This is a genomic window from Streptomyces sp. NPDC026575, from assembly GCF_055567415.1.
This window is the reverse complement of the sequence record NZ_JBVHQM010000052.1, coordinates 1-13466: the sequence shown is the minus strand read 5'-3', so window position 1 is coordinate 13466 and position 13466 is coordinate 1. Positions and strand designations below refer to the sequence as shown.

Here is a 13466-nt window from a genome sequence, read left to right as displayed (position 1 = left end):
CGTCGCCGGGGTTTCCTTCCCCCGACCCGGCCCCTAAATACGTCAACCGGCCGCGAATAGGGGTCGGTTGACGTATCTCCGCGGTTTCGCCGGGGATAGAAAAGGACCCGACATCGGACGGTGCCCGAGGAGTTTCGGGTGGATGATGGAGGACCCCCTGTGAACCGTGTGCTGGACAAAGTCGTTGCGATCACCGGTGCCGCCCGCGGACTGGGGCGCAGCCATGCCGTGCGGCTGGCCGAGGAAGGGGCGGACATCATCGCCCTCGACGTGTGCGAGGACGCGTCGACCGCCCAGTACGCGGGAGCGACCCCCTCCGACCTGAGCGAGACCGCCCGGCTGGTCGAGAAGGCCGGCCGGCGTGCCGTCACCAAGCAGGTCGACGTGCGCGACCGCGCCGCGCTAGACAACGCGTTCGGTGAGGCCGTCGCCGAGCTGGGCCGACTCGATGTGGTGATACCCAACGCCGGCATCAGCCCGGTAGGCCCGGAGCTCCCGGTCGACGCCTTCACCGAGACCCTCGACATCAACCTCATCGGTGCGATCAACACGGTGCACGCCGCACTCCCGCACCTGGGGGAGGGCTCCTCCGTCATCATCACCGGTTCGGTGGCCGGCCTCATGCCGCGGTACGACGGCGCGAACGGCGTGGGCCACGGAGCCGCTGGCTATGCCTTCTCCAAGCATGTGCTCGCCGAGTACGGGGAGCGGCTCGCGGTCCGCCTCGCCCCCTCGGGCACCCGCGTGAACGTGGTGCACCCCACCAACGCCCCCACGGACCTGCTCAAGAACCCCGCGGCCTACCGGACGTTCCGCCCGGACCTGGAGGTCCCGACGGCCGAGGACGTCGAGCTGATCTTCCGCAACATGCACGGCATGCCGATCGCGTACCTGGACGCGGCGGACGTCTCCCACACGATCGTCTTCCTCGCCTCCGACGAGTCCCGCTACATCACCGGCGCGCAGCTCAAGATAGACGCGGGCCTCATCGGCAAGCTGGAGGCCGGCTTCAACCCCATGGGATGACCGTGCCCCGTGCACGTGAAGGAGCCGGAACGGCCAGCCGTTCCGGCTCCTTCACGTGCACGGGGCCCTGGTCACTCGCTGAGCAGCAGCGGCAGGTGCTCGAACCCGTGCAGTCCGATTGCGGTCCGCCACTCCGGTGTCCCGGTCACCTCGATACGGGAGAACCGGTTGATCAGCAGCGGCAGGATGACCTGCGCTTCCATGCGGGCCAGGTTGGCCCCCAAGCAGTAGTGCGCACCGCCGCCGAAGCTGACGTGCCCGCCCTCGTTGCGGGTGAGGTCGAGCGCGTCGGGGTCGGTGAACTGGGCGGGGTCACGGTTGGCGCCGGCCGTCATCAGGAACAGCATCCTGCCCGGCGGAATCTCCTCGCCCCCCAGCTGGACGGTCTCGCCCGTGAGCCGGACGGTTCCGGAGATGGGAGTGCCGTGCCGCAGGAGCTCTTCGACCGCGCTCGCGGTGATGTCCGGGTTCCGGCGCCACAGCTCCAGCTGGTCCGGGTTCTCCAGCAGGGTGTGGACACTGGTGCTGATGAGGTTCGTCGTGGTCTCGAAACCGGAAATGAAGAGGAACGTGGCGAGCGCCATGAGGTCCTCGTCGTCCAGCAGGCCCGTCTCGTGCTGGTCGATGAGTGCCGAGATGAGGTCGTCGCGGCGCTGCGCCCGACGGTCGGCGAACAACTCCGAGAAATACCCCCGGAGTTCCGTGACGGACTTGTCCGCCTGGGCCAGTTCCTCGTCACTGTAATTGCCGCCGCCCCAGACCCGCGTCCAGTCATTGGCGAGTTCGTAGAACAGCATTCCCTGGTCGCCGGGCACACCGAGCATTTCGCTGATCACGGCGACCGGGAAGGGACTGGCGAGGGCGGGCACCAGGTCCACCGGCCCACCGCCCTTGGCCTGCTCGGCGAGGTCGTCGACGAACCGCTGGGCGAGCACCTCGATGGAGCCACGCATCTGTTTGATGGCGTTCGGGGTGAAGACCGAGGCGGCCACCTCCCGCATGGCCGGGTGCTCCGGGACGTCCAGATTGACCAGGGCCCGCAGGAAGAGCCGCAGTGACTCGTGCTCCTGCCAGTCGGCGCGCTGGGTGGTCGCAGCACGGACACCGTTCTTCATGCTCGGCATGCGCGCGGCCGCATTTACCTCTTTGTAGCCGGTCACTGCATAGGCGCCGAGAACGTCGCTCCGGTACACCCGGCCGACCCGGCGAATCGCGTCGTACAGCGGATAAGGGTCCTCGATCATGGGCGGGGTGGCCAGCCGCATGATGGCCGCCTCCGCCTCCTGGATCGCGGTGTCAGATGTCATCGCAGACTCCGATCTGAGCGGGACATTCGGTGGGAGACACGCTTGTGTCCGGGCTCTTCACCGCCGGAACGCGTACCGCGTATCAGGGGGTGGGCGACAGGGGCTCCCGAGCGGAAAGGCTAGGGTGCGGCCACGCCGTTCCGTACCCCTATCGCCCCGTAGCCGTACCGTTGTTGATGTCGCCTGCCGCTTGCTCGGCCAGCTTCCTGCGGTCCACTTTCCGGTTCGCATTTAAGGGAAATGCGTCGAGGTGGTGGTAGACCTTCGGCACTAGGCCGCTGGGCAACAGCTGTCGCACCTGCCGGGTCAGGGTGGCGGGGGAGGCGGGAACCCCCGTGTAATAGACGACGAGCTCCGCGCCGCCCGGCGACGGCCGGGTCACGGTCACCGCGTCGCTCACGTCGTCACACGCCCGCACCGCGTCGTCGACCTCGGCCAGTTCCACGCGCCAGCCCTGGACCTGGACCTGGGCGTCGAGCCTTCCGAGGTAGGCCAGCTCTCCGTTGTCCAGGCGCCGGACACGGTCCCCCGTGCGGTACCAGCGGCGCCCGTCGCGCTCGAAGAACCTGCCGTCGTCATCGTCGGGGTCCAGGTAGCCGGCCGACATCTGGGGTCCGGAGACACACAGCTCACCCACCGTGTCGGAGGCCGCACCGCCCTCGGTGAGCAGCAGCTGCTGGTGCCCTTCGTGTACGGAACCGATCGGCACGATGCCGTTGACGCTGAGACCGGGTGAGGTGTCCGGTCGCCAGCGGTGCCCGGTGATCGTGATGGTGAGTTCGGTCGGTCCGTACAGGTTCTCCACCGTGCACGAGGGCGCCGCCGTTTGCCAGTCCGCGGTGTCCTCGCGCAGCAGTGCCTCGCCGGCGAAGAAGGCCCAGCGCAGGGTCGGCATCGCGTCCGGTCCGAGCCCGCCCAGCCTGCGTACCATGGCGATGGCGCTGGGGGTGGAGAACCAGACGGTCATCTTCCGCTCGTTGACGAAGGCGGGAAGGTCCACATAAGCCTGGGCGGGCACCGCATGGACGCTCGCCCCGGCGCCCCACGCGCAGAAGAGGTCGAACATCGCGCAGTCGAAGTTGACTTCCGTCGCCTGGGAGAACACGTCGTCGGCGGTGAAGTCGTAACGGCGGTCCATGAGGCCGAAGTAGTGGTCGAGGTTGCCGTGCGTGAGGGGTACCCCCTTCGGGCGGCCGGTGGAGCCCGAGGTGAAGAGCAGGTAGGCCCGGTCCTCGGAGGTGACCTGCCGCGGCGCTTCGAGAGCGCGCCCGCTGTCGGTGGGCACCGCCCGGAAGCGGCCGTCCGTGCCGCCGGAGCGGTGCGGGGCCAGAGTGGGCAGGTCCAGTTCGGTCGCGGTCAGCGCGGCCAGACCGGGGCCGTCGGCGAGGACCGCCGAGGCGCCGGACGCCTGGAGCATGTAGCGCGTGCGGGCGGCCGGGAAGTCCGGGTGCAGGGGGACGGCGGCCGCACCGCAGTAGAGCGCGGCCAGGATGCCGGCGTAGCTCTCGATCCCCTTGCCGGCCAGCACAGCGACCGCGCCCGGCGGTTCGGCCGAGCCGGCCAGCAGGGCGCCGGCCCACAGCAGCGCCGTTTCGTGCAGCTCCTCGTACGTCACCGCGTCCTGGTCCACCCGCAGAGCCGTGCCCTTCGGGGAGGTGGCGAGGCCGCGCAGGAAGCGCGCGTGCGGCGCGTTCCGGGGAGTGGTGAGCATGGTGTCTCCAGGGAAAGAGGGGTCGGTAAGGGTGGTGCCGGGCCGGCGCGGCTGCTTACGGTTTCGGCGGAGGAAGACCGCGTACAGCGATTCTTCGGGGAATCTTGGGAGTCATGATGTGGAACGAACAGTTCGAAGAGATACTCCGCAGTCATCTGCCGTTCCTGCCGGACAGTGAACCGCTCACCGATGACCTCGTCCTCCGGGATTTCGGCCTCGATTCGATGGCCATGGTGGAGGTGCTCGCCCGGCTGGAGGACGCATTCGGTGCGAGATTCGTCGACGATGCGATGAACATGTCCAACTTCGCAAGTCCGCGCACGCTGTGGGAGACGCTTTCCAAGATGGTTTCGTCCGCGGTCTGAATTACTGTGCCGTGGTGAGCCGACGGCTCGGTCGCATGGCCTTCTGGGGATCGAGGGAAACCACCTCGAAGTTCTTGTAAGCGCACCGCACCCGCCCCCACAGGCCGTCCGGCCCCGACACACAGAGCTTCCCGACGCCCATGCCGTGCAGGGTGGCGAGTGCCGTCGGCCACCTGACCGTCCGCACGATTCCGTCGAGCAGCATCGTCCGCACTTCCTCGCCCGTCCTCAGCAGCGCGCCGTCATGGTCCGACACGACGGGAATCCGCGGGTCGGTGAACGTCAGCTCGCCGAAGAGGTTCTCCTCGATGTCGTCCCGCACCGGCCGGAAGATGCTCGCGTGCATGGGCGGCCGCATGGTGTAGAGGGGCAGACCGCCAACCGATCGGACGCGCTGGGTCAGCCAGTCGAGCTTGTGCTCGCGTACGGACAGCATGTGGAACTCCTCGTCCACATGGCAGGCGAGTTCGTGCCACTCACCCATCTCGTCGAGTTCCGCGCGGATCTCCCGGATCTGCTCGCCAGGGGTGCGCGCCAGGGACTGGGTGACGATGTCGCCGTGCATCTGCGCGAAGTACGCGTCCAGGTGGTGGCCCCACCGGGCGGTCAGCCGCACACCGTCGGCGAAACCCAGGGCGCCCGAGTGGATCGCCGCCGGCGTGCCGCCGAAGCTCGGCCCGACGACGGCCTCCGGTTCGATGCCGAGCGTCTCCTCGCCCCAGTCCGCCAGCGCCAGGCAGATGAGCAGGAAGGCCACCCGCTCGTACTCCGAGAACTCGCGATCGGCCGTGCGGTAACGCTCCATCAGCGAGTACCCGAGCACATCGTCGGCCGCCGACACCATCCGCCGTGCAACCGGATTGATGAGCATGAATTTAGCCACTTCCTGGAATGGGTGCGGTGTAATTCCAGGGAATACCATGGCGGTACCTGTGCGGTCGGTTTCCATGTAGCCTTTTCCCATCACTCCGGGATCGACATCGTGTTGCTACAGAGCGCGTAGGCAAGTCTCTTGCTGATGTGTATCGATCAGAACCCCTAAGGCCCCCTAACCTCGACGTCACGGCACCGGGCGACGGTTGCCAAGCACATCGGGCCGTGTTAGGAAGTTATGCCACCTCACCATCAGCAACTGTCGGCCACGGCGCAACCCTTGGGGAAGGAATTCGCGTGGATTTTACAGGGAAAAGCCCGGCCCGTGTGCGCGACTCGGAAGATAACCTTCGTAATTTCCTGCTGCGGGCGGCGACCACCACTCCCGATAATCCGGCCGTCGTGGAAAAGGGCGCAGCAGGGGAATTCATCACCACCAGTTACCGGCAACTCGCCGCACTGACCGATGCATACACGGAGCGGCTCGCCGGCCTCGGCCTGGACGTGGGTGACCGGGTGGTGCTGGAGTCGGATGTCTCCGCCGACGCCATCGCCGTTCTGCTGGCCTGCTCCTCGCTGGGGCTGCCCTTCGTGCCCGTCAGCCCCGAAGCGCCCGCCAAGCGGCTGCTGACGATCATCGACGCAGCCGAACCGGCGCTGTTCGTCCAGGCCGCCCACGGAACGCGCGAAGGCATCCCCGAACCGGTCGGCACCGCACGCTTCGGCCCCGACGGATTCCGTACCGAACGGGCCCCCGCCCCGCGGCTGCGGCACCGCAGGGAAGTGGTGAGCACCGACACTGCGTACATCATCTTCACCTCGGGGACCACCGGCCGCCCCAAGGGCGTGGTTATGAGCCACCGTGCCGTCATCGCACTGCTCGCCGCCCTCCTCGCCGAAGGGCTCCTCACGAGCGGGGACCGGGTGGCCACCACCTCACCGCTCCAGTTCGACTTCGCCCTCTTCGACATCGGCTTCGCCCTGGGCAGCGGGGCCACGCTGGTACCGGTACCGCGCTCCGAACTGCACTGGCCGCGCCGGTTCCTCGGCTTCCTAGAAGCGGCCGCCGTCACCCAGGTCGACGGCGTCCCGTCGATCTGGCGGCCGGTACTGCGCCATGAACCCCAGCGGCTCGCCGGCCTTCAAGGGCTGCGCGGCATCCTCTTCACGGGAGAGGACTTCCCGCTCCCCGAACTGCGCCACCTCCAGCGGCTGCTGCCCCAGGTGCGCATCACCAACGGCTACGGTGCCACCGAGTCCATGGCCTGCTCCTTCACCCGGGTGCCCCATCCGCTCCCCGACGGACTGGAACGGCTCTCCATCGGCTTCCCGCTGCCCGGATTCGACATCACCCTGATCGACGAGCACGGACGACCGGTCGAGGAGCCCGGCACCGTGGGCCAGATCCACCTCCGCGCCCCCTCCCTGTTCACCGGCTACTGGGGCGACCCGGAGGCCACCGCCCAGGCGCTCGTACCCGACCCCCTCGACACCCGCTCCGGGCGCCTGGTCCTGCGCAGCGGCGACCTGGCCTACCGGGGGGACGACGGCGAACTGTACTTCCGCGGCCGCGTCGACTCCCAGGTGCAGGTACGCGGCAACCGCGTCGAACTGAAGGAAGTGGAGCGCCGGCTGCTGGAGTACCCCGGTACCAGCGCGGCGGTCGCCCTGCTGCTGCCGAGGCCCGGGCAGGACCCCGCGCTCACCGCGTTCGTCGTCATGGACGAGAGCGCGGCGGCCTTCGACAAGACCAAGGTCCGGGCGTTCTGCATGGACACACTGCCCACCTACATGATCCCCAAGGACATCCTCGCCGTCGACGGCATCCCTCTGACCGTCAACGGCAAAGCGGACCGCGCCGCACTGGCGGCCCGCGTATCCGGCCGCAGTTGAGCCCCGACACCCGTGGAGTACGCAGATGAGTGAGTTCCGGAACACCGCGAGTGAGTCGGGTGAGGAGTTCGTCGTCCGGGATGTGCACGCTTTGCCGGCGTCTGAGCAGCGCACCGCCATGCAGCGCCTGGTGCACCAGGAGACCCTGGCGGCCCTGCGCAAGGTACGCCCGGAGGCGGCCGCATCGGCCGCCGACTCCGCAGACACGGAACGCACCTTCATGGAATGGGGCCTCGACTCGCTCGGCCTCGTGGAGCTCCACCGGCGGCTGAGCGCGCGCACGGGCCTCGAACTGCCGGTGACCATCGGGTTCGACCACCCCACCCCCGCGGCGCTCGCCGAGCACCTGCGGCGCGAGGTCCTCGGCCTGTCCGACGAACCGATCGCGCCACCGGCCGCAGCGGCGGACGACGAACCGGTGGTCGTGGTCGGCGTCGGCTGCCGCTACCCCGGGGACGTGCGCTCCCCCGGGGACCTCTGGCAGCTGCTGGCCGAGGGCACCCACGTCCTCACCGACTTCCCCACGGACCGGGGCTGGGACCTGGACAAGCTCTACGACCCGGACCCGAGCACCCCCGGCACGAGCTACGTCCGGCAGGCCGGTTTCCTGCCCGACGCCGCCGAGTTCGACGCGGACTTCTTCGGCATCAGCCCCAAGGAGGCCACGGCGATGGACCCCCAGCAGCGCCTGCTGCTGGAGACCTGCTGGGAGGCGCTGGAACGCGCCGGGATCGACCCGGTGCCGCTGCGCGGCAGTCGGTCCGGAGTGTTCGTCGGAGTGGAGCCGCACGAGTACGGCCCCCGGGTGCACGAAGCCCCGGACGGGCTCGACGGCTACCTCATGACCGGCACAGCGCCGAGCGTCGTCTCCGGCCGTGTCGCGCACACCCTGGGCTTCGAAGGCCCGGCGCTCACCATCGACACCGCCTGCTCGGGGTCCCTGGCCGCCCTCCACCTGGCGGTCCAGTCGCTCCGCCGCGGGGAGTGCGGCCTCGCGCTCGCCGGCGGTGTCACCGTGATCAGCAGCCCCGGTACCTTCACCACCTTCAGCCGTCAGCGGGGGCTGGCGGCCGACGGCCGGTGCAAGGCCTTCGCCGCCGGGGCCGACGGCACCAACTTCGCCGAGGGCGCGGGTGTGCTCGTGCTGGAGCGGCTCTCCGACGCCCGACGCAACGGCCACCGGATTTTGGCCGTCGTGCGCGGGAGCGCGGTCAACCAGGACGGTGCGAGCAACGGCCTCACCGTACCCAACGGCCTGGCGCAGCGGCGGGTGATCCAGCAGGCGCTCGCCGACGCCGGCCTGGCGGCCGGGGACGTGGACGCCGTCGAGGCCCACGGCACCGGCACGAAGCTCGGTGACCCCATCGAGGCCGAGGCCGTGATCGCCACCTATGGACGGGCCCACACGCCGGACCAGCCACTGTGGCTCGGCTCCGCCAAGTCCAACATCGGGCACACCGGAGCGGCCGCCGGCGCAGCGGGCGTCATCAAGATGATCGAAGCCCTCCACCATGGCCTGCTGCCCAGAACGCTGCACGTCGACGAGTTGTCACCGCACATCGACTGGTCCGCCGGCACCGTTCGGCTGCTGACCGAGCCGGTGCCCTGGCCCACACGTGACGACAGGCCCCGCCGGGCGGGCGTCTCGTCCTTCGGCGTCAGCGGGACGAACGTACACGTCATCATCGAGGAACCAGCCACGCTCGCCGAAGGCCCCGACGGCATCGAACCACCGGCCGAGCCCGCCACCGACCGCATCGCGCCCCTGCTGGTCTCCGCGCGGAGCGAGGCCGCGCTCCGCGCCCAGGCCGGCCGGCTGGCCGCGCTGCTCGACACGGACCGGAACACACCGGCGGCCGACGTGGCCTACTCGACCGCCACCACCCGCGCCGCGATGTCCCACCGCGCCGCGGTGGTGGCCCAGGACCGTGCCGAGGTCGTCCGGGCACTGTGGACGACGGCTGAGGGAGGCGACACCCCCGCCGTCCTGCGGTCCACGGTCTCCGCGGGTGGGCTCGCCCACCTTTTCACCGGGCAGGGCAGTCAGCGACCGGGAATGGGCCGCGAACTGTACCGGGCCTTCCCCGTCTTCGCCGAAGCGGTCGACGAGGCCGCGGCACATCTGGACCTCCAGCTGGACCGCCCCCTGCTGGACGTCCTCTTCGCCGACGAGGGCACGGCCGAGGCCGCACAGCTGGACCTGACCGCATACGCCCAGCCGGCCATCTTCGCCGTCGAGGTGGGGCTCTTCCGGCTGCTGGAGTCCTGGGGCATCACCCCTGGCCACGTGGCGGGTCACTCGATCGGCGAACTCGCCGCCGCCCACGCGGCCGGCGTGCTCTCCATCGAGGACGCGGCCCTGCTCGTGGGGGCGCGCGGCCGGCTGATGCAGGAACTGCCGGCGGCCGGGGCGATGGTCGCACTGGAGGCCACGGAGGAGGAGGTGGCCCCCCTCCTCACCGACCGGGCAGCCATCGCCGCTGTCAACGGACCGTCCTCGGTGGTCGTCTCGGGTGACGAGGACGCCGTCACGGCGATCGTCGAGCACTTCGGCACGCGCCGCTCCAAGCGGCTACGCACGTCACACGCCTTCCACTCGCCGCTCATGGAGCCGATGCTCGCCGAGTTCCGGCAGATCGCCCAGGCCATGACGTACCACACGCCGCGTATCCCGTTCGTCTCCAGCCTCACCGGCCGTCCCGCGACGCCCGACGCGGAGTACTGGGTGCGGCACGTGCGTGAGCCCGTACGCTTCCGCGACACCATGCGGTGGCTGGAATCCGAAGGCGTGACCACCTACCTGGAGCTCGGCCCGGACGCCGTACTGTCCGGCCTGGGCCGGGACTGCCTCACGGCACCCGACAGCACCGCAACCGACGTCGTTCTCGCGCCCGCGCTACGTGCCGGGCGCCCCGAGGAACGCGAACTGGTGACCGCGGTGGCCGCCGTGCACGTACACGGAACGGACGTGGACTGGGAGGCGTTCTTCGCCGGGCACGGCGCGCGCCGGACCGACCTGCCCACCTACGCCTTCCAGCGCCGGCGCTACTGGGTCGACCTGCGGTCGCCCGACGCCCTGGACGTGGCCTCGGCCGGACTGGTCCGGCCCGACCACCCGCTGGTCGGAGCCGTCGTACGCCTGGCCGGCAGCGACGGCGTGCTGCTGACCAGCCGCCTGTCGGTGTCCTCCCACGCATGGCTCGCCGACCACGTCATTTCGGGCGTGGTGCTGCTGCCGGGCACCGCCTTCGTCGAACTGGCCGTCCGCGCCGGGGACGAGGTCGGCTGCGGCGTGCTCGACGAACTGACCCTCCGGGAACCACTGGCCGTGCCCGCGGACGGGCGCGTCACCGTCCAGGTGGCCGTCGGCGCCGCCGACGGCTCCGGGCGCCGCTCCGTCGACCTCTACGCGCTCGCCGGGGACGACGAGCCCTGGGTGTGCCACGCCTCCGGAGTACTGGCGCCCACGGACCGGGCCACGGAGGCCGATCAGGACCCGGCCACCGCCGCGCAGTGGGCCAGCCTCACCCAGGCATGGCCCCCGCCGGGTGCCCAGCCGATCGATGTCTCCGACCTGTACGCCGACCAGGCCGCTGAGGGCTACGAGTTCGGTCCGCACTTCCAGAACGTACGGGCGGCCTGGCGCAGCGGCGGTGACGTCTTCGCCGAGGTCGCCCTCGCCGAACCGCTCGGCACCGACGCCGGGCGCTTCGGCCTCCACCCGGCACTGCTCGACGGCGCTCTCCAGACCATGGCCTTCCTGGCCGGAGAGGCACCCGGCGAGAGCTCCGGGACCAAGCTGCCGTTCGCTTGGAACGGTGTCACCCTGCACGCCTCGGGTGCGTCCGCGCTGCGCGTCAGTCTCACCCGGCTCGGCCCCGACTCGGTCGCGGCGGCCATCGCCGACCGGACCGGCGCCCCGGTCGCCACCGTGCGGTCGATCGCCGTGCGCCCGGTGGCTGCGGACGCGCTGCGCACCGCACGCCGCATACGCCACGACTCGCTGTACCAGGTCACCTGGGCACCGGCGGACGGCGAACCGCAGCCTGCGGACGCCCACCTGGCGATACTGGCCGCAGGCCCGGGCGGCCTCGCCGACCGGCTGCACACCGACGCGGCACAGCTGCCCGCTCACCCGGACATCCCTTCGCTCGTCACGGCCGTCACCACCGGCGCCCCGGCCCCCGACGTGGTACTGGCCCCCTTCGGGTCGGTCGCCGGGGAGCCGGCGGCCGCACGGGAGGCGACCAAGCGCTCGGTCGAGCTGGTGCAGCAGTGGCAGGAGCTCGCGGCGGACGAACGCTTCGCCGCGACCCGGCTGGCGTTCGTCACCTCAGGCGCGGTCGAGGCGCGCACCGGCGAGCGGACAGCGCTCGGCACCGCCCCGCTCTGGGGTCTGCTGCGCGCGGCCCGGGCCGAACACCCCGACCGGTTCCTCCTGATCGACCTCGATCCCGACGGCGGCCCGGCGGACGCCGCATCGTTGCGCGCGGCCCTGGCCCTCGGCGAGCCTGAATGCGCACTGCGCGACGGGACCGTGCTCACGCCGCGGCTCGAACGTGTACCCGTGCCACAGACGCCGGCGCCGGCCCCCTGGGACTCCACCGGAACAGTCCTCGTCACCGGTGGCACCGGCGGCCTCGGCAGCCACGTCGCACGGCACCTGGTGACCGAACACGGTGTCCGTCACCTCCTCCTGGCCAGCAGGCGCGGGCCCGAGGCACCGGGCGCGGCGCAGCTGCGCACGGAACTGGTGGAACGAGGCGCAGAGGTCACCATCGCCGCCTGTGACGTCTCCGACCGTGACCAATTGCGCGCCCTGCTCGCCGCCGTACCGGACGCCCACCCACTGACCGGCGTCGTGCACACGGCGGGCGCGGTCGCCGATGGGCTGCTGGAACACATGACACCCGGCCAGGTGGACGCTGTCTTCGCGCCCAAGGTTGACGCCGCCTGGCACCTGCACGAGCTGACCCGAGGGGCCGAGCTGTCGGCCTTTGTGCTCTTCTCCTCCGGGGCCGGCCTGCTCGATGCGGCCGGACAAGGAAACTACGCCGCTGCCAACGTCTTCCTCGACGCACTGGCCGCACACCGCAGGTCGGCGGGGCTCCCCGCGACATCACTGGCCTGGGGCCTGTGGGGCGGTGTCGACGGCATGGGCGGACGCCTGGACGCGCTCGCGTTGCGACGGGCCGACCGGTCCGGCCTCGCCACGCTCTCCGTGCGCGACAACCTGGCGCTGTTCGACCAGGCACTCGGCCTCGGCCACGCACATGTACTGCCCCTGAGGATCGACCCCGGCGCCCTGCGCGGCCGTACCGACGGCGTGCCCGCGCTACTGCGCCGCCTGGCCCCCGCCGGCCGCCGGAGCGCCGTGGCAGCGGACACCCCGGGGGACGAGCGGTCGCTCGCCCGGCAGCTCGCCGGCCTGTCCGGCACCGACCGCGACCGCTTCGTCATGGACCTGGTATGCACACGCGTCGCGGCTGTGCTCGGACACGAAGGCGCAGCGGCCATCGACCCGTTGCGGGCCTTCAGCGACACCGGCTTCGACTCCCTCGCCGCCGTCGAACTCCGCAACGCCCTGAACTCGGCAACCGGGCTGCGCTTGCCGTCGACCCTCGTCTTCGACCACCCCACGCCACGCGCCCTGGCCGATTTCCTGCTGGCCAACGCGACGGACACCGCTCCCGACACGGGCGTACCGGTACCGGCCACCACGGCCGTGGACGACGACCCCATCGCCATCGTGGGCATGGCCTGCCGCTTCCCCGGCGGAGTGACCTCGCCGGACGAGCTGTGGCGGCTGGTCGAGCGGGGCGAGGACGGCATATCCCGCTTCCCCGACGACCGCGGCTGGGAGGTCGGCAAGCTGTACGACCCCGAGCCGGGCAAGCCGGGCAAGAGCTATGTGCGGGAGGGCGGTTTCCTCCACGACGCCGCCGAGTTCGACCCTGCCCTCTTCGGGATCAGCCCCCGTGAGGCGCTGGCGATGGACCCGCAGCACCGGCTGCTCCTGGAGACCACGTGGGAGGCGGTCGAGCGGGCGAGTATCGAACCGACGTCGCTGCGCGGCAGCCGGACGGGTGTCTTCGCCGGTGTGATGTACCACGACTGGGCCACCCGACTCGCGGCCGCCCCCGAGGAGTTGACGGGCTACCTTGGCATCGGCAGCGCGGGCAGCATGGCATCGGGCCGCATCGCGTACACCTTCGGCCTGGAGGGGCCGGCGGTGACGGTGGACACGGCGTGTTCGTCGTCGTTGGTGGCGTTGCACTGGGCGGTGCAGTC

At 70.7% G+C, this 13466-nt stretch carries 7 protein-coding genes; 4 read left to right on the top strand and 3 right to left on the bottom strand.

Annotated features, from left to right (window positions below):
- Positions 1 to 159: 159 nt before the first annotated feature.
- Positions 160 to 1026 (top strand): mycofactocin-coupled SDR family oxidoreductase, encoded by an 867-nt coding sequence (locus tag ACZ4NB_RS37955; protein WP_467667613.1) that lies wholly within the window; start codon positions 160 to 162, stop codon positions 1024 to 1026.
- 71 nt (positions 1027 to 1097) lie between these two features.
- On the opposite strand, the gene ACZ4NB_RS37950 is transcribed toward ACZ4NB_RS37955, so the two are convergent.
- Together ACZ4NB_RS37950 and ACZ4NB_RS37945 are read right to left on the bottom strand one after the other, a co-directional pair.
- A complete protein-coding gene (locus ACZ4NB_RS37950) occupies positions 1098 to 2333 on the bottom strand; it encodes a cytochrome P450 (protein ID WP_467667612.1) in 1236 nt (411 codons plus the stop codon).
- Positions 2334 to 2481: 148 nt separating this feature from the next.
- Entirely contained in the window at positions 2482 to 4044 is a 1563-nt protein-coding gene (locus ACZ4NB_RS37945; protein ID WP_467667611.1) for an AMP-binding protein, read from the bottom strand.
- A gap of 113 nt (positions 4045 to 4157) precedes the next feature.
- On the opposite strand from ACZ4NB_RS37945, the gene ACZ4NB_RS37940 reads away from it, so the two are divergent.
- Complete coding sequence (locus ACZ4NB_RS37940) at positions 4158 to 4409, top strand: acyl carrier protein (RefSeq protein ID WP_467667610.1); 252 nt, start codon at positions 4158 to 4160, stop codon at positions 4407 to 4409.
- Position 4410: 1 nt separating this feature from the next.
- On the opposite strand, the gene ACZ4NB_RS37935 is transcribed toward ACZ4NB_RS37940, so the two are convergent.
- Entirely contained in the window at positions 4411 to 5280 is an 870-nt protein-coding gene (locus ACZ4NB_RS37935) for an ACP S-malonyltransferase (protein ID WP_467667609.1), read from the bottom strand.
- 329 nt (positions 5281 to 5609) lie between these two features.
- Between ACZ4NB_RS37935 and ACZ4NB_RS37930 the strand changes: the two genes are divergently transcribed.
- A complete protein-coding gene (locus ACZ4NB_RS37930; RefSeq protein WP_467667608.1) occupies positions 5610 to 7175 on the top strand; it encodes an AMP-binding protein in 1566 nt (521 codons plus the stop codon).
- Positions 7176 to 7200: 25 nt separating this feature from the next.
- A partial coding sequence (locus ACZ4NB_RS37925; protein WP_467667607.1) for an SDR family NAD(P)-dependent oxidoreductase occupies positions 7201 to 13466 on the top strand: 6266 nt, incomplete at its 3' end.

Bases quoted from the DNA above. Each gene is read 5' to 3' on its own strand.
- ACZ4NB_RS37950 (WP_467667612.1), bottom strand. From the start codon at position 2,333: ATGACATCTGACACCGCGATCCAGGAGGCGGAGGCGGCCATCATGCGG.
- ACZ4NB_RS37945 (WP_467667611.1), bottom strand. From the start codon at position 4,044: ATGCTCACCACTCCCCGGAACGCGCCGCACGCGCGCTTCCTGCGCGGC.
- ACZ4NB_RS37940 (WP_467667610.1), top strand. From the start codon at position 4,158: ATGATGTGGAACGAACAGTTCGAAGAGATACTCCGCAGTCATCTGCCG.
- ACZ4NB_RS37935 (WP_467667609.1), bottom strand. From the start codon at position 5,280: ATGCTCATCAATCCGGTTGCACGGCGGATGGTGTCGGCGGCCGACGAT.